The organism is Acinetobacter sp. UBA2063, from assembly GCF_002333245.1.
Classification (GTDB): domain Bacteria; phylum Pseudomonadota; class Gammaproteobacteria; order Pseudomonadales; family Moraxellaceae; genus Acinetobacter; species Acinetobacter parvus.
The window spans coordinates 1-17,363 of the sequence record NZ_DDAH01000225.1 but is presented as its reverse complement, the minus strand read 5'-3'; the positions used below and the strand labels follow the sequence as shown (position 1 = coordinate 17,363).

General features: G+C 44.7%; 14 protein-coding genes. All 14 read left to right on the top strand.

Features of this window, described 5'->3' with window-relative positions; genetic code table 11:
* The first annotated feature begins 41 nt into the window (after positions 1-41).
* The 14 genes from B4H32_RS10650 (at position 42) to lpxB (ending at position 17,354) form a co-directional block, all read left to right on the top strand.
* Entirely contained in the window at positions 42-1,391 is a 1,350-nt protein-coding gene (locus tag B4H32_RS10650; RefSeq protein WP_004682014.1) for an MFS transporter, read from the top strand.
* Positions 1,392-1,426: 35 nt separating this feature from the next.
* Positions 1,427-3,973: a nitrite reductase large subunit NirB gene (nirB, locus tag B4H32_RS10645; protein ID WP_004758042.1), complete on the top strand. Its 2,547-nt coding sequence runs from the start codon at positions 1,427-1,429 to the stop codon at positions 3,971-3,973.
* 24 nt (positions 3,974-3,997) lie between these two features.
* Entirely contained in the window at positions 3,998-5,608 is a 1,611-nt protein-coding gene (gene nirD, locus B4H32_RS10640) for a nitrite reductase small subunit NirD (protein WP_286803005.1), read from the top strand.
* A gap of 294 nt (positions 5,609-5,902) precedes the next feature.
* Positions 5,903-8,680: a nitrate reductase gene (locus B4H32_RS10635; protein WP_286803004.1), complete on the top strand. Its 2,778-nt coding sequence runs from the start codon at positions 5,903-5,905 to the stop codon at positions 8,678-8,680.
* Complete coding sequence (mobA, locus tag B4H32_RS10630; protein WP_004760082.1) at positions 8,680-9,303, top strand: molybdenum cofactor guanylyltransferase; 624 nt, start codon at positions 8,680-8,682, stop codon at positions 9,301-9,303. Before B4H32_RS10635 ends, mobA begins: the two co-directional genes overlap by 1 nt.
* 226 nt (positions 9,304-9,529) lie before the next feature.
* Positions 9,530-10,588, top strand: coding sequence for a GTP 3',8-cyclase MoaA (moaA, locus tag B4H32_RS10625; RefSeq protein ID WP_004682007.1), 1,059 nt, complete (start codon positions 9,530-9,532; stop codon positions 10,586-10,588).
* A 1-nt stretch (position 10,589) separates the two neighbouring features.
* Positions 10,590-10,856: a MoaD/ThiS family protein gene (locus tag B4H32_RS10620; protein WP_004682006.1), complete on the top strand. Its 267-nt coding sequence runs from the start codon at positions 10,590-10,592 to the stop codon at positions 10,854-10,856.
* Between the two features lies 1 nt (position 10,857).
* On the top strand, positions 10,858-11,424 hold the full coding sequence (locus tag B4H32_RS10615; RefSeq protein WP_004760079.1) for a molybdenum cofactor biosynthesis protein MoaE: 567 nt from the start codon (positions 10,858-10,860) through the stop codon (positions 11,422-11,424).
* Positions 11,425-11,469: 45 nt separating this feature from the next.
* Positions 11,470-12,393, top strand: a complete 924-nt coding sequence (gene moaCB, locus B4H32_RS10610; protein ID WP_286803002.1) for a bifunctional molybdenum cofactor biosynthesis protein MoaC/MoaB — start codon at positions 11,470-11,472, stop codon at positions 12,391-12,393.
* The gene (locus B4H32_RS10605; protein ID WP_004681999.1) at positions 12,390-13,637 is read left to right on the top strand and encodes a molybdopterin molybdotransferase MoeA; all 1,248 of its coding nucleotides are present in this window, start codon (positions 12,390-12,392) and stop codon (positions 13,635-13,637) included. The genes moaCB and B4H32_RS10605 overlap by 4 nt, the downstream gene beginning before the upstream one ends.
* Positions 13,638-13,651: 14 nt before the next feature.
* Complete coding sequence (gene modA, locus B4H32_RS10600; protein WP_004681998.1) at positions 13,652-14,407, top strand: molybdate ABC transporter substrate-binding protein; 756 nt, start codon at positions 13,652-13,654, stop codon at positions 14,405-14,407.
* Between the two features lie 12 nt (positions 14,408-14,419).
* Positions 14,420-15,106 (top strand): molybdate ABC transporter permease subunit, encoded by a 687-nt coding sequence (gene modB, locus B4H32_RS10595; RefSeq protein ID WP_004681997.1) that lies wholly within the window; start codon positions 14,420-14,422, stop codon positions 15,104-15,106.
* Entirely contained in the window at positions 15,106-15,792 is a 687-nt protein-coding gene (locus tag B4H32_RS10590) for an ATP-binding cassette domain-containing protein (RefSeq protein ID WP_004681995.1), read from the top strand. The genes modB and B4H32_RS10590 overlap by 1 nt, the downstream gene beginning before the upstream one ends.
* 377 nt (positions 15,793-16,169) lie before the next feature.
* Positions 16,170-17,354, top strand: coding sequence for a lipid-A-disaccharide synthase (gene lpxB / locus B4H32_RS10585; protein WP_286802999.1), 1,185 nt, complete (start codon positions 16,170-16,172; stop codon positions 17,352-17,354).
* Positions 17,355-17,363: the final 9 nt, after the last annotated feature.

Here is a 17,363-nt window from a genome sequence, read left to right as displayed (position 1 = left end):
GCTAGGATATTTATAACGTTCAGTTCTGGAGGAAGATGGTCATGTCTTCAAATTTACAAGCTCAAAAAGCAACAAAAATAAGTCTATTCAGTTTTTCCAGCGCAGCGATGCGTGCCTTCCACATGAGCTGGCTAGCATTCTTTGTCTGTTTCTTCGCTTGGTTTGCCTGTGCGCCGCTGATGCCGGTCATTGCGGGTGAATTCAATCTGACCAAAGTACAAATCGCCAATATCAATATTGCTGCGGTTGCTATCACTATTCTGGTTCGTCTGATTGTGGGGCCTTTATGTGATAAATACGGTCCACGTAAAACCTATTCTGCATTACTGATCATCGGCAGTATTCCTGTCTTTGGTGTCGCAGCTTCTAATAGCTACGAATCCTTCCTGTTCTTCCGCTTATTGATTGGTGCCATTGGTGCCAGCTTCGTGATTACCCAATATCACACCAGCATCATGTTTGCACCAAATGTCGTAGGTACGGCAAATGCGACAACTGCAGGCTGGGGCAATGCAGGTGGTGGCGCCACGCAGGTATTGATGCCATTAATGCTGGCTGCCCTGGTGATGTTCGGTGTTGAACAGGCAATGGGCTGGAGAATTGCATTGATTGTGCCAGGCATGATGATGGTGATAGTAGGCTTCCTGTACTGGAAACTGACTCAAGACTGTCCGCAAGGCAACTTTAGTGAATTACGTGCCCAAGGCGTCAGTGTCGGCAGCGATAAAAAAGGCGGCATGGCGATTCTGATGCATGCAGCGAAAAACTACCGCGTCTGGATCCTGTTTGGTGCCTATGCTGCCTGTTTCGGTATCGAAATCTTCATTCATAACATCGTGGCAATGTACTACGTAGAAAACTTCGAGTTTGGCCTGAAAGAAGCGGGTATGGCTGCGGGGATCTTTGGTTTGCTGGCGTTATTTGCACGCGCCCTGGGCGGCATCGTATCTGACAGAATCGCACTAAGCAAAGGTCTGGATGGCCGTACCAAAGTATTGTTTCTGATGATCCTGCTGGAAGGTGTGTTCCTGGTGGTGTTCTCACAAATGAACAGTGCAATGCTGGCAATCCTGACCATGACGGTATTTGCCCTGTTTACCCACATGGCCTGCGGTGCGACCTATGCGCTGGTGCCATTTATTGATCGTGATGCACTGGGTGGCGTGGCGGGCATTATCGGTGCAGGCGGTAACGTAGGCGCAGTTGCAGCGGGCTTCTTATTAAAAGGCATGCTGGATATCCAGACCACATTAATGGTGCTGGGTGGGCTGGTAGTGATTGCTGCGAGCTGTGTATTGATGATCCGTTTCTCGGTTGAGCATAAGGAAAAAGAACAGCGTCTGTTTGAACAGGCGATCCAGGATCGCAACCTTGCTGAAGCGCAAAATTAAGACCAGATATTTTAAAATTAGTAGGAAGTAAACATATGAAAATTATCATGATTGGTCATGGCATGGTGGGCCACAAATTTATCGAATCTGTACTTGAACAGGCGGGCGATGAGGTTGAAATCACTATTCTGGCTGAAGAACCACGTTTGGCATATGACCGTGTTCATTTAACTGAATATTTCAGTGGAAAATCAGCAAAAGACTTGACCCTTTGCCGTAGCGACTTTGCGGATGCATATGGGATCGACCTGCGCTTGGGCACTAAAGCAGTTTCAATAAATCAGCACACTCGTACTGTGACTACCCAGCATGGTGAAGAGTTAACTTATGACAAGCTGATTCTGGCAACAGGTTCCTATGCTTTTGTTCCGCCAATCCCGGGGAATGACCGTGAAAATTGTTTTGTTTACCGTACGATTGAAGACCTGGATGCCATTCGTGCAGCGAGTTTAAATGCAAAAACTGGTGTGGTAATCGGTGGTGGTCTGTTGGGTCTGGAAGCAGCTAAAGCCCTGCGTGATCTAAATCTGGAAACACATGTGGTTGAATTTGCGCCACGTCTGATGGCAGTCCAGATTGATGATCTTGGCGGAAAAGTTTTACGCTCAAAAATTGAAAATCTGGGTGTTAAAGTTCATACCCAAAAAGCAACCTCATCTATTGAAGACGGTGCCAATGCCAAACATGTGATGAAGTTTGGTGATGGTGCGGAACTGGAAACCGATATTATCCTGTTCTCTGCAGGGATTCGTCCACGTGATGAATTGGCACGTCAAAGCGGGCTGGCCATTGGTGAACGTGGCGGAATCATGATCAATGATTATTGTCAGACTTCTCATCCAGATATTTACGCGATTGGTGAATGTGCACTCTGGAATAACAAGATTTTTGGTCTGGTGGCTCCAGGCTATGACATGGCACGTATCGCTGCAAAGCATGTACTACAAGAAGAATGTGCCGCATTTGCTGGCGCAGACATGAGCACCAAGCTGAAACTGATGGGTGTAGATGTTGCTTCGGTGGGCGATGCACATGCCATGACACCAGGTTCACTAAGCTACTTCTACGCCGATGAAGCAACACAGATTTACAAGAAAATTGTCGTAAACGCAGAAAAAACTAAACTGCTTGGTGCAGTGCTGGTCGGTTGTGCCAAAGAATATAACGACCTGCTGCAAATGATGCTGAATGGGCTGGCTGTACCTGAGAATCCTGAAAGCCTGATTATGCCAGGCTTCGATCAGGCGACTGCTAAAGCAGGTGGTAGCGGTGTAGATCTACTTCCAGACAGTGCAACCATCTGTTCATGTAATAACGTGTCTAAAGCAGATATCTGCTCTGCGATTGCTGATGGTTCAACTTCACTCGGCGCTCTGAAAAAATGCACCAAAGCAGCAACCGCCTGTGGTGGCTGTGCGCCACTCGTCACTCAAGTATTGAAGTCCGAGTTGCAACGCCAAGGCGTAACGGTAAATAACCATTTGTGTGAACATTTTGCTTACTCACGTCAAGAGCTGTATCACCTAGTTCGGGTTAATGAAATCAAAACGTTTGATGACCTGATTCATCAACATGGGCATGGGCTGGGCTGTGACATCTGTAAACCAACAGTAGCGAATATTCTCGCATCTTGCTGGAATGATTTCGTCTTAAAACCAAGCCATGCTGGCTTGCAGGACAGTAATGACTACTACCTGGGCAATATCCAGAAAGATGGTTCTTACTCAGTAGTGCCACGTATGGCGGGTGGTGAAGTTACGCCTGATGGCCTGATTGCGATTGGTCAGATTGCTAAAGAATATGGCCTATATACCAAACTGACAGGCGGTCAACGTGTCGATATGTTTGGTGCACAAGTGCATCAATTGCCTGAAATCTGGGAAAAATTGATCAATGCCGGTTTTGAATCAGGTCATGCTTACGGTAAATCCTTACGTACCGTGAAATCTTGTGTCGGTAGCACCTGGTGCCGTTATGGCGTAGATGACTCGGTTGGCTTGGCGATCTTCCTGGAAAACCGTTATAAAGGCCTGCGTTCTCCACACAAACTGAAAATGGCTGTGTCTGGCTGTACCCGTGAATGTGCCGAAGCACAAAGCAAAGACGTGGGCGTGATTGCCACTGAAAAAGGCTGGAACCTGTATGTTTGCGGTAACGGCGGTATGAAACCCCGCCACGCGGAACTACTGGCATCTGACCTAGATACTCAAACCCTGATCCGCTATATCGACCGTTTCTTCATGTTCTATATCCAGACTGCAGATCGTCTGCAACGTACATCGGTATGGCGTGACAACCTCGAAGGTGGCCTGGATTATCTGAAAGATGTCATCGTGAATGACTCGCTTGGTCTGGCCGCTGAACTGGAACACCGTATGCAGCGTGTGGTGGGTACTTATCAGGACGAATGGCGTACTGCGATTGAAGATCCTCAAGTTCGTAAACGCTTTAAAACCTTTATTAATGCCAAAGCTGAACTGCAAAATGATCCTCATGTTCAATTTACTGAAGTACGCGGCCAGATCCGTCCGAAAACTGAAGCTGAACGTGATATCACACGTATTCCAGTAGTTGAAGCCTGATTCAAAGCATAAGGAAGAATGAAGATGACCATTTTAAAAGATATGAATGAACTGAATTGGGTGGAAGTGTGTGCACTGGATGATATTACCCCGAATACCGGTGTAGGTGCATTAATTGAAAATCAGCAAATTGCTTTGTTCCGTGTAGGACATGAAAAGCGTGTTTATGCCTTAAGTAACCAGGATCCATTTAGTAAAGCATTTGTAATGTCACGCGGGATTCTGGGTGATCTGCAAGGGGAACGCGTCGTCGCTTCACCGATTTACAAGCAGCATTTCAGTCTGGCAACCGGACGCTGTCTGGAAGATAAAGACCAAAAGCTGCTGGTATTTCCGAGCAAGATTGAAAATGGCAAAGTCTGGATCAGTCCGACCCCTCAAAAAACCTATATCACCAATAATGGCATTTCTCAGGAAAAGATGAAGCTGGTTTTGGTGGGTAATGGCCTGGCTGGTATGCGTTGTTTGGAAGACCTGCTGGATATGGCACCTGACCGTTATGAAATTACTGTGATTGGTGAAGAACCGTGGGGTAACTACAACCGTATTATGCTATCACCAGTACTTTCGGGTGAGAAAACTATTGATGACATCATGCTGCATCCACATGCCTGGTATGCTGACAAAGGCATCCGTCTGTTTGCCGGTGATCTGGCAGTTCGCATCGACCGTCCTCGTAAACACGTATATACCGAAAAGGGCGAAGTGATCAGTTATGATCGCCTGATTCTGGCGACTGGTTCCAAACCATTTGTTCCACCGATTCCAGGGAGTGATTTAAAAGGTGTACTGAGCTTCCGTGATATTTATGATGTCAACAGCATGCTGGATTACTGCAAGACCTGGAAAAATGCCGTAGTCATTGGCGGAGGACTTTTAGGTCTGGAAGCAGCGTATGGACTAAAACAGCAAGGCATGAATGTCACAGTATTGCATCTGATGGATCGCATTATGGATCGCCAGCTGGACAGTAAAGCCAGCCAGATGCTGAAAACAGCGATTGAGCAGAAAGGTATCACGATTCTGACTGCAGCGAATACCGAAGGCTTGATTGGTGAAGAGGGTCATGTGACTCAAGTCAAACTCAAAAACGGGACTGTGCTGGATGCTGATCTGGTGGTGTTTGCCGTGGGGATCCGTCCAAACATGACTTTAGCACAAAGCGCAGGCTTACGTTGTAACCGTGGTGTATTAGTGAATGACACCATGCAGACTTTTGACCCAAGTATTTATGCGGTGGGTGAATGTATTGAACATCGAGGTCAAACTTTTGGTCTGGTTGAACCACTTTGGGGCCAGGCGTTTATTTGTGCATCACATTTGGCCGAGCATGGCAGTCTGACGTTCAAAGCGCCAACTGTTCCGACTCAGCTGAAAGTAAGTGGCTGTGATGTATTTTCGGCAGGTGATTTCGAGCCAAAAGAGGATTTTGAAGATATCGTGCTAAATGATGAGAAACGTCAGATCTATAAACGCATTATTATTCAAAAAGATAGAGTAATTGGTGCCGTGCTGTTTGGTGATACTGAGGATGGTGCTTGGTATGCTGAGCTAATTACAGATCAGACACCAATCACTTCGATTCGAAATAAACTGCTATTTGGTCGGGATTTTGCATTAAAGAAAGCAGGTTAAAAAATCAATTTGTCATGGTGAAACCAAGATCCGCGGAAACGTCATCCGCAACTGTTTGAGCCAGTACAAAATATGGGAATGAATGTTTCTGCGACCTTTTTGATACATGCCGGATGAGGGCGAGTTTTGCGGATCTTACGCCACAGTGTGGCTCAGGTTTTGCCTACTTTCCCAAAAGAAAAGTAGGTTGAACCGAAGGTTGATCCAAATAAATGAGTTGCATTGAAAAGACATCGTTGTAATGAACATTTTTTGAAAAAAATTAAATTGTGTTTCAACTCCTAAGGAGCATGCATGAACAGTATTCCCGTTGTGGAAATTGAAAGCTCCACAGAATTAAAAACTAAAACCACACAGACCACATGCCCATATTGCGGCGTGGGTTGTGGTGTGACTGCACATGTAACGCCGACCACATCAGGTCCGAAAGTGACTGTTGAAGGTGATGTCAAACATCCTTCGAATTACGGAAAATTGTGCATCAAAGGCAGTAATCTGGCCGATACTTTAGGCTTGGAAACCCGTTTATTGCATCCAATGTTAGGCCGTAAAGACCAGCGTGAAGTTACTGATTGGAATACTGCAACTTCAACGATTGCCCATAAATTCCAGCAATACATTGAGCAGTATGGCCGTGACAGCATTGCCTTTTATGTCTCGGGTCAGCTGCTGACTGAAGACTATTATGTGGTCAATAAGTTCGTCAAAGGCTATCTCGGCACGGCAAATATTGATACCAATTCACGTCTATGTATGTCTTCCGCTGTAGCTGCACATAAGCGTGCCTTTGGTGAAGATCTGGTTCCAGCCAGTTATGAAGATTTTGAATATACTGACATGGTGGTACTAGTGGGTTCCAATACTGTATGGTGTCATCCGGTGCTCTACCAGCGCATCATGAAAGCCAGGGAACAGCGTGACCTGTTCGTGGTCGTGATTGATCCGCGTTTTACCAGTACCTGTGAAGCAGCAGATCTGCATTTGCCTATTCTGCCGGGGCAAGACGTTGCACTATTTAATGGCCTATTACAGTACTTATATCAGCATGGTGATGTAGATCAGGAATTTGTTGCTGCACATACCCAAGGGCTGGAACAGGCCTTTGCCAGCAGTACTGCGGAAGCTTCGATTAAAGATGTTGCGGCACGCACCGGTATTTCAACTGCTAAGCTGAGTCAATTCTTTGAAAAATTTGCCCAGACTGACAAAGTCATGACGTTGTTCTCCATGGGTGTAAACCAATCCTCCCGTGGCGTAGATAAAGCCAACAGTATTATTAACTGCCATTTGCTCACGGGTAAAATTGGTAAGCTCGGTGCAGCCCCATTCTCTATGACTGGCCAGCCAAATGCGATGGGTGGACGTGAAGTCGGTGGTCTGGCCAATATGCTGGCCGCACATCTGGATTTAGAAAATCTGGAGCATCAACAGCTAGTGCAAAACTTCTGGCAAAGTCCATATATTGCCAAGCAAGCGGGTTTCAAGGCAGTTGATCTATTCCAGGCGGTTGAAAGCGGCAAGATCAAAGCCATCTGGATCATGGCCACTAATCCGGTCGTCAGCTTGCCCGATGCGGATCAAGTGAAGCGTGCTCTAGATAAATGTGAATTCGTAGTGGTCTCTGATATCTGTCAGGATACGGATACTACTCAATATGCTGATGTATTACTTCCAGCTTTAGGCTGGGGCGAAAAAGATGGAACCGTCACCAATTCGGAACGCCGTATTTCAAGGCAACACGCCTTTTTAGATGCGCCGGGTGAAGCCAAAGCCGACTGGTGGGCGATTGCACAGGTGGCGAAGCAAATGGGCTTCAGAGGGTTTGATTTTCACAATAGCCATGAAATTTTTAAAGAGCATGCCGAGCTCTCTGCTTATCAGAATGTAGAAATTTCCCAACGTCTAGAAACCCCATATTTTCGTTATTTTAATCTTCAAGGCTTGAGTAATTTAACCGCACAAGAATATGACAAGCTAGAACCAGTACAATGGCCAGTTTGGGATAAACAGCAACCTGTTAAATCTGTAGCCCGATTATTTGCCCAAGGCCAGTTCAGTCATGCTGATGGTAAAGCCAAGTTTATTGCTACAACTGCGATTGATCCGGTCAATCAGGTTTCCAGTGAATATCCTTTAATTCTGAATACCGGCCGGATTCGTGACCAATGGCATACTATGAGCCGCACTGGATTATCTGCCAATCTCAGTACACATCGTGCCGAACCGTATTGTGAAATTCATCCGAATGATGCACTGAAATACGGGATTCAGGATGGTGAGCTGGTCGAAGTTCGTTCTGAATGGGGACAATGTATTTTACGTGCTCAGGTTAGTGACAATATCCGTCGTGGTCAGGTCTTTGCACCAATCCATTGGAATGATCAGGTGGCATCCGATGCACGTATCGGCAAGCTGGTGAATCCAGTGGTCGATGCCATTTCTGGCGAGCCTGAGTTTAAGCATACGCCAGTGTTGATCCAGCCATTCCATACCCAGTGGCAGGGCGTGCTATATGTACGTGAAGGTTTTGAAAGTTATGTGCAGTCATTTATTGACAAGAGCATCTGGTGGACCAAGGTCAAAGCGGTCCGAGCAACGCGTTATGAAATTGCGGATCGTCAGAAATTTAGCACCACGACCGAGCAGCTGAAAAGCCTGTTGCCATTTACTGAAGAAGATTTTGAATGGCTGAATCTGGATGACCAGACTGCACATATCAGTCATAGCGTAGTGTTGCAGGACGGCAAGCTGATTGCCAGCCTGTATATCGCCCCAAAAGAGCTGTTGCCAGATCGCGAGTGGTTATCGGGGCTATTTCAGCGTGAACGACTCAGTGCCATGCACCGTAAAGCGTTGTTAGCTGGTCAGGCGATCTCAATGAGCAAGAGTGAAGGTGAGCTAGTGTGCAGCTGTTTTAAAGTCGGTAAAAACCGCATCATCCAGACGATTAAAGAAAAAAATATCACCAATGAAAAACAGGTGACTGCATGTCTAAAAGCCGGCGGCAACTGCGGTTCCTGCTTACCTGAAATTCGTGGCCTGATTAAAGCTTGCCAAACGGAGTCCGAATAATGAAAAGAATCCATAAGAATATGAATTATCCACCCACCGATTTAGTCATCCTGGCCGGTGGCCAGGCGCGTCGGATGAATGGCATTAACAAGTTGCTGCAAAAGTTTGATGATGAAATTCAACTGATCAAGATTCACCAGCAGCTCAGATCACGCGTTGGTCAGGTCTGGATCAACAGCCACCGTGATCACTCTATTTATGAACGCCTTATTCCATCAATCCGTTATTTTCAGGATGATGAACCAGGCTTTCAAGGACCTTTGATGGGCATGAAAAGTGCCTGGTCTCATGTGCAGTCTGACTATGTGTTATTTGTACCGTGTGATGTGACTTACATTCCAAAAAAGGTTATTTCTGGATTATATCGGGCTATGCAGCGAGATCCTTTTTGTGAAGTGGCTGTAGTAGAAATAAATGATATAGCGTTGTATCCATTCTGCTTACTTAAACGAAGCAGTTTGCCGACACTGGTTCAGCATCTCGAACAAAATCAGCGCAGCTTAAGACATTGTTTTGCGAAAATGCACATGCAAAAGGCGCGATTTAAAAATCATGCACTGTTTTTTCACAGCATTAACTCCTTTGATGAGTTGCAGCAGCATCAGCAACTGCATTTTCTCTAAGTGCTGATTGAGTAGTGCTTAAAAGCAGGGCAATACACCTTTTTAAAACTCTTATTTTTCTTAAACTCCAATAAATCGCACTCAAATATTAAAAAGCCGCAATTTCTGCGCAAAGTTGGAACACTTATTGCATTTCAACACTAGAGCAATAGTAATTTAATAGGGCATCGGTCAGCAAAAATTTGGCTAGAAACAAAGTTGATGATCGACCCTGATGGAATAAGCAATGAATCACAGCAACTCTTTACAGCAGGCTGAGGCCTCAGTATTTCGGGATCAGTTTGGACGTAATAAGCGTAAGCTCCGTATCTCTGTGACGGATCGCTGTAATTTTAAATGTGTTTATTGCATGCCAGAACATCCGGAATGGATGAAAAAACACAATTTACTCAGCTTTGAAGAACTCTACCATTTTTGTGAATTCATGGTTCGCCGTGGTATTGAACAGATCCGGATTACTGGTGGCGAACCTTTAATGCGCCAAGGTGTGGTGCATTTTATTGCCGAATTACAACAACTAAAAAAAAGCGGCCTGAAACGTATTTCAATGACTACGAATGGTCATTATCTCAAACAATATGCAACAGAATTAAAGCAGGCCGGACTAGATGACCTGAATATCAGTCTGGATAGTCTGGATGCAGAGCAATTTGAACAATTAACTGGAAAAAAACTGCAACCCGTATTAGAAGGCATCCAAGCAGCCCAACAGGCTGGCTTTCAAATCAAAATTAATACGGTGCTGATCAAAGGCATCAATGATGACCAGATTCTGTCTTTGGCACACTGGGCTAAACGCGAACAAGTTGAATTGCGTTTTATCGAGTATATGCCACTCGATGGCGACCAGAACTGGTCACGTGATCATGTGGTTAGCGAGCAGGACATTCTGGATCACCTGGCACAAGCATTTGAAGTAAAGATCAGACAAGATCAGGGGGCTAATCCAGCACGAAGCTATTACATTGAAGGTATGTCGATCGGCATTATTTCAACGATTACCAATTCATTCTGTGGTAACTGTGACCGTTTACGACTGAATGCTCAAGGTGAATTATTTAACTGCTTATTCTCAACTCAAGGTCTAAAACTCAAAAACAGTATTCAACAGTTAAGACAGCACCTAGCATCAGCTGAATACATGCTGCAACAACAGCTGCAACCCTATATCTGGAATAAAGCTGCTGGCTTTCATGCCATTCAGGCTCAGCAAAAACTGTTCAATCCATCCCATAAAACCCATTCAAATTTCCGAAAAATCAGTATGCATATGATAGGAGGCTAATATGACTACAAAACTTCAATCATCGATTATGATCAAAATCGAATCTTTCGGTGCGATCGAACGTCAGTTGCCTCAAGATTTAACTGTGCAATGTCAGATAGACAGTCTGGTTGCCGATGTACTCAATGAAGTCATTCATTCCTTTCCAGAGGCTTTCAGGTTGTTAGAGCGTTGTGCCTGTGCCATCGGTGAAGACATTATTTCTCGCCAGACCCGGTTAACCCAGGACAGTACTCTAGTGTTGCTGTCACCGGTCGCAGGAGGTTGAAATGCAACTAAAACAATTTGCCCGTATTCAGGACACACCGCTGCAACAGGACGTATTTGATGGGATTCAATATTTTCCTGAATGTGGGGGAATCGGTATTTTTGTCGGAACAGTACGAAATCATCATGAAGGTAAAGCGGTTAAGGCACTGAAATATACCGCTTATGCACCTGTTGCTGAAAAGATGATTCGCCAGATCGAGCAGGAAATTCAGGCTGAATATGACGTGTCCTATGTCCGAGTTGTACATCGTATCGGTTCACTGGATATTGGTGATATCGCCATTATTGCCATGGCCTATGCATCACATCGTCGGGAAGCTTTTCAAGCCTGCGAAAAAGTCGTGGAACGAGTCAAGCATGAAGTACCGGTCTGGAAAGAAGAATTCTATATGGATGGCAGTAGCCAATATGTCGAAGGTTGCTGCATTCGTCGTGACCAGGGTTCAGATCATCACACTCATAGAAAGCATGTGCATACGCATAACTGTACTGATGCACATAAATCTGAAAAATTGCCTTTGAACCTGATCCAGCCAGATGTTCCTGTTTATCAATGGCCGCTATAAATTCAAGTTTGAGTAAAAAATGAAAAGATTCAAGAAGGATAAGCCATGAAAGATATCGGAATGAAACCAGAGAGTTACCGCACTGCTATTGCCACCGGAATTCTGCATGCGCCGCCACACTGCATTGAATTACTGCGTAATGGTAATACCGACAAAGGTGATGCGCTAAAAACCGCCCGGATCGCAGGGATTTTAGGCGCAAAACGTACTGATGAACTCATTCCTCTATGTCATCCACTGCCAATTTATCGGGCCGATGTGGAATATGAGCTTGAAGAAGCCCATGTAGTGATTACTGCGGTAGTGGAAACGATTGGTCCAACGGGTGTGGAAATGGAAGCACTGACAGCAGTCAGTCTGACAGGTTTGACCCTTTACGATATGCTGAAACCACATTGTGAGCCGGAAGAATTATGTCTGGATCAGGTTAAACTGGGGCAAAAAAAGGGAGGAAAATCACATTTCACCCGTGTTCTGAAAGAACCTTTAGCAGCCTCTGTCATTGTACTTTCTGATACCGTGGCATCTGGCAAGAAAGCCGACACAGCTGGGCAGAATGTGATGGAAGTTCTGGAAGAAGCTAATTTTGGCTATATCCACTATCAGGTGATTTCGGACAGCCCTGAACAGCTAAAAGCTTTAATTGAACAGCAAAAAAATGAATATTCATTAATTCTGACAGTGGGTGGTACGGGACTTGGCCCTAAAGATCTGACAGTGGAAACTATTCAACCCTTACTAACCCGTGAAATTCCGGGACTGATGGAAGCTGCACGCAGTTTTGGTCAACGTCGTACACCTTACGCAGCACTGAGCCGCGGGGTCGCAGGTTATATTGAAAACAGTCTGATCCTTACCTTACCAGGTAGCCGCCAAGGGGCTAAAGAATCCTTAGTGGCGATTTTACCTGCACTCGTACATCTGTTTGATGTACAGAAAAATATTCCCCATGCAGGAGGTTATCAATGAACTCTGCTGTAACGACAGCACATTCCGCCTGTGGCAGTGAACTCGGCCTAATTTCTGTCGATCAGGCTCTGCAGATGATTCTAGATCATACTGATCATCTAGGCGTTGAAACACTGCCCTTAAGTCAGGCACTGAACCGTTTTGTAGCCGAAGATATTTACTCAAAAACTCAGCTGCCTATATTTTCGCAAAGTGCTGTAGACGGTTATGCCATCTGTATGGATACCGACATGCCAGCAGAAAGTAGTTTTGAGCTGATCGGGGAAATTCGTGCTGGACAGGGAGCTGATCTGATACTTGAACCAGGTCAGGCAGTACGCATCTTTACTGGTGCGAAAATTCCGTTGCAGACCACGACGGTGGCACGACAGGAAATTGTACAGCTCAGGGACTCGACCATTATCTTGACTGAAGCCTTGCGACTGGATGCTGATATTCGTCAAGCGGGTGAAGAAATTCGTATGGACCAATGTCTGGCTGTTCAGGGGCAGCAACTCAGTATTGGGACAATTGCAGCCTTAAGTATGGCAGGGATCCAGGAGGTTTCAGTTTATCGCTATCCTAAAATTGCAGTGGTGATTACTGGGGATGAAGTGGCTGACACTGTGGAAGACCTGAATTCCGGCAAAATTTTTGATGCCAATGCTCCTTTAATTCAAGCCTGGTTCCAGTCCAGAAACCAGCAGGTTGAGATCATGCATGTTGCCGATACCGAACAGGCGGTCAGCGCGCTATTTCAAAGGTTGAGAACCCAGTATGATCTGATTTTGACCACTGGTGGTGTATCGGTAGGAGATTATGATTTTGTCCGCCCGGTAGCACTGAAAATTGGTTTTGAACAGTTATTCTGGAAAGTCAAACAGAAACCTGGCAAGCCAATGTTCTTCGCCAAATCTGAGCGACCCGATCAAAATCCATGTTATTTACTCGGCCTGCCGGGTAATCCGGCTGCAGTCTATATAGCCATGCAGATCTATGTATCAACCTTAATCAGTACGGTACAAGGTCAAAAGCAATTACCGCAATGGTTTAGTGCAGTAATAAGTCATGACTTGAAAGTTGATAGCCGGGAACGTTTTTTGCGTATGGCATTAAGTTTTGACTCGGGAATGCTAAAGCTTTCCAGCTTGCCGAAGCAACAGTCACATATGCTGAGTAACCTGATGCAGGCCAATTGTATTGTCCGTATTCCGGCAGCGCAAAGCATCCAGGCTGGTCAGATCCTGCAAGGTCTGTTTATTTAAGGAATATGTCACCGATGAAAAAGGGATTGATCTTATTCAGTGCAGTTTTACTGTCCTGTTCAGTCCAGGCCGGAAGTACCGTCCGAGTTTATGCGGCCGCCAGTCTGAGCAATGCGGTGACGGAGATTGCCAGACGTTATGAAAAACAGTATCCCTCAATCAAAGTAGTGCTGGTCTTTGCAGCATCTTCATCGCTCGCCCGACAAATTGAAACTGGCGCACCGGCTGATATTTTTTTCTCTGCCGATCAGGACTGGATGAACTATCTGGTAAAAAAACAAAAAATAGCTAGATCTCAAGTAAAGCCCTTATTAACCAATGAACTGGTATTAATCATTCCTCTACAGCGTCAGCAAAGCTTTCAGGCCAGTTCTCAATTTAATTTTGCCCAGTCCTTTCAGGGGTATGTATGTACCGGACAAATGGAATCTGTGCCTGTCGGTAAATATGCCAAACAGAGTCTAACCAATCTGAAATGGTTAAAGGGTCTGCAAGGCCGCATTGTCGAAACAGATAGTGTTCGTTCGGCCTTGGCTTTTGTGGAACGTGGTGAATGTCAGGCTGGGATGGTGTATAAGACCGATGCGTTACAGAGTAAAAAAGTGAAAATTGCTGGGGTCTTTCCAGCTCATACGCATAGCCCGATTGTCTATCCAATTGCCTTGACTGAGCAGGGCAGTAAAAATGCCGATGCAGTCAATTTCATGCATTTTATGAGTCAGCATACCGAGGCGAAAAAGATTTATCAGCACTATGGTTTTAAACTCTAGGATGGTTCCAGTATGCTGACACCAGAGGAACTCAGTGCATTGTATCTGTCAGCAAAAGTTGCAGGTTTTGCCACAGCGATCAGTTTACCGTTTGCCATTTTATTGGCATGGATTCTGGCACGTTATGAGTTTCGCCTGAAATATGTGGTGGAAGCCCTCTTACACCTGCCGATGGTTTTACCACCTGTGGTATTGGGCTATTTATTATTGATCGTCTTTGGTGGCAATGGTTGGATTGGACAATGGTTGCAGCAGTGGGGCATTCAGCTGGCTTTTAACTGGAAAGGTGCAGTGCTGGCTGCCATGATTGTGGCTTTCCCCTTAATGGTGCAACCGATCCGGGTGTCATTTCAGATGATTAATCCGCAGCTGGAACAGGTAGCAAATTCTTTGAGTGTTCAGCCCTATAAAGTTTTTTGCAGTATCAGCTTACCGCTGGCGTTGCCTGGTATTCTGATTGGCGGTATTCTCTGTTTTAGCCGCAGTCTTGGCGAGTTTGGTGCCACCATCACCTTTGTTGGCAATATTCCTGACGAAACCCGCACTATTCCGATTGCGATCTATTCCCTATTACAGCAACCTGATGGCGAACAGATGGCTTTACGACTAATGCTTTTATCTTTAGGTCTGGCTTTTGCAGCATTATTGGCGAATTACTGGATTATGCAAAAATATCAGCAGAAAATTCAGGAGCGCTAATGCTGCAATGTGAGTTTCATTATCAAAAGGATGCCTTTAGTTTAGATGCAGCAGTCCAGATGCAGAATTCTGTCCTGGGAATTGTTGGACCTTCGGGAGTAGGCAAAACTACTTTTCTTAAATTACTCCTTGGACTCTATCAACCACGATCTGGCTATATTCATTTAAATAAACAGATCCTGACTGATACAAATCAGAAAATTCATATTCCAGTCCATCAGCGTAAAATCGCTTTGATATTTCAGCAGGCGATGCTGTTTCCACATATGAATGTTGAACAGAACCTGCTTTATGCCAAAAAATGGGGCAAATTGGAACAGGAGAAATTCCAATTAAAAGAGATTGCCGAATTACTGGAAATTGATCATCTATTGCAGCGTCGGGTTCAGCAATTATCGGGTGGGGAAGCACAGCGTATTTCGATCGGGCGGGCGCTGTTGTCCAGTCCTAAATTACTGCTCTTGGATGAGCCATTGACTGGCCTAGATACCAAACTGAAACAGCAGATCCTGCCATTTTTTACTCGCATCCGTGATGAAATACAGGTGCCGATGATTTATGTGACCCATCATCATGAAGAGCTGGAACAGCTGGATGCAGAAATTATTGAATTACAGGATCATCAGCTAAGTAATTCACCGATTTTGAGTTTGAAGCAATCTACTATGATAAGATTAATCCGTTAGGTCAGGTGGCCTAACTTAAATAAAAAAGTCTCCGACAAACCCGGTACGGTTCACCCAGTATGAATGTGAAAGCAAAAAGATAAAAAATACTGAGTCGATAGACAAAAGTTGGGGTGGTGGATTTAGCCATAAACAGTCATAAAACACTAAGCCGAGAAGAAATAAAAGATGAAAATGATTATTGTTAATAATATTATTTAAGTAAAGTTCAAGCAATTATTCCTTTATCGCAAATCCAGATGGTATAAGGATTATTTAATGCTATCTTAGATGAGACGCAATTTTTACTGCACATCAACAAATTAGATGATTTTTTATGATTCGGTGTAAAATCATTTTGTTAGAATACTTTTAAATACTGGCAAGGGGCTTAGGTCTTGTTAAAGCAAAAACTAAAAATTGGCATTGTTGTGGGTGAAGTCTCTGGAGACACTTTAGGGGCAAAGCTCATGCGTAGTTTTCGCGAACAAGGAATTGATGCTGAATTTGAGGGGATTGGTGGTCCACAAATGATTGCTGAGGGTTTCCATAGTTATTACCCAATGGAAATTCTATCCGTCATGGGGATTGTTGAAGTATTAAAGGACCTGAAAAAATTATTTGCAGTCCGCGATGGTCTGGTTGAGCGCTGGACTGAACATCCAGTCGATATTTTTATTGGGATTGATGCACCTGATTTTAATTTACGTTTATCTAAAAGCATCAAGGAAAACAGTCTACCCATTAAAACCGTTCAGTATGTCAGCCCATCGGTCTGGGCATGGCGGCAAGGACGGGTACATGGCATTAAACAAAGTATTGATTTAGTACTGTGCTTATTTCCCTTTGAAAAAACCTTTTATCAAAACTATGATGTCCCTGCGGCATTTGTCGGGCATCCACTGGCAAAGCAATTGCCCTTAAAAAATCCAATTACCGAAGCAAAACACCAGCTTGGACTGTCTGCCCATAAAACCCATATTGCTTTACTCCCTGGTAGCCGTCGGGGTGAAATCGAGCGTTTACTGCCTTTATTAATCGGTACAGCCGAAATTTTGCATAAGAAATATCCCGATCTTGAGTTTTTAATCCCTGCAATTAATGACGCACGTAAGCAGCAGATTGAGCAAGGAATTCAGAATATGGATACCGAACTAAAGGTAAAAATCCATATTCTGGAAAATACTGATGCAGAATCCAAAATTGGTCGTATGGTGATGAATGCCAGCGATATTGTGGCACTTGCCTCTGGTACGGCGACGCTTGAGGCCATGTTGTTGCATCGTCCAATGGTGACGTTCTATAAACTGAACTGGCTGACTTATATTATTGCCAAGTTTCTGGTTAAAATTCCTTATTACTCATTGCCGAATATTATCGCAGGCAAAAAAGTGATTGAGGAACTGATTCAGGCAGATGCCACACCACAGCATTTGGCAGCAGAAATTGAACGATTGATGGATTACGAAACCGCACATATTCAAATGATGCAACACCTGAGTATGCATAAACAGTTAATCTCAGGAAATACAGAAGACCCCGTACAGGCATTTTTGAGTTGCTTAAAAATAGAAGAAGTATAAAAAAGGTGG

Bases quoted from the DNA above. Each gene is read 5' to 3' on its own strand.
- B4H32_RS10650 (WP_004682014.1), top strand. From the start codon at position 42: ATGTCTTCAAATTTACAAGCTCAAAAAGCAACAAAAATAAGTCTATTC.
- nirB (WP_004758042.1), top strand. From the start codon at position 1,427: ATGAAAATTATCATGATTGGTCATGGCATGGTGGGCCACAAATTTATC.
- nirD (WP_286803005.1), top strand. From the start codon at position 3,998: ATGACCATTTTAAAAGATATGAATGAACTGAATTGGGTGGAAGTGTGT.
- B4H32_RS10635 (WP_286803004.1), top strand. From the start codon at position 5,903: ATGAACAGTATTCCCGTTGTGGAAATTGAAAGCTCCACAGAATTAAAA.
- mobA (WP_004760082.1), top strand. From the start codon at position 8,680: ATGAAAAGAATCCATAAGAATATGAATTATCCACCCACCGATTTAGTC.
- moaA (WP_004682007.1), top strand. From the start codon at position 9,530: ATGAATCACAGCAACTCTTTACAGCAGGCTGAGGCCTCAGTATTTCGG.
- B4H32_RS10620 (WP_004682006.1), top strand. From the start codon at position 10,590: ATGACTACAAAACTTCAATCATCGATTATGATCAAAATCGAATCTTTC.
- B4H32_RS10615 (WP_004760079.1), top strand. From the start codon at position 10,858: ATGCAACTAAAACAATTTGCCCGTATTCAGGACACACCGCTGCAACAG.
- moaCB (WP_286803002.1), top strand. From the start codon at position 11,470: ATGAAAGATATCGGAATGAAACCAGAGAGTTACCGCACTGCTATTGCC.
- B4H32_RS10605 (WP_004681999.1), top strand. From the start codon at position 12,390: ATGAACTCTGCTGTAACGACAGCACATTCCGCCTGTGGCAGTGAACTC.
- modA (WP_004681998.1), top strand. From the start codon at position 13,652: ATGAAAAAGGGATTGATCTTATTCAGTGCAGTTTTACTGTCCTGTTCA.
- modB (WP_004681997.1), top strand. From the start codon at position 14,420: ATGCTGACACCAGAGGAACTCAGTGCATTGTATCTGTCAGCAAAAGTT.
- B4H32_RS10590 (WP_004681995.1), top strand. From the start codon at position 15,106: ATGCTGCAATGTGAGTTTCATTATCAAAAGGATGCCTTTAGTTTAGAT.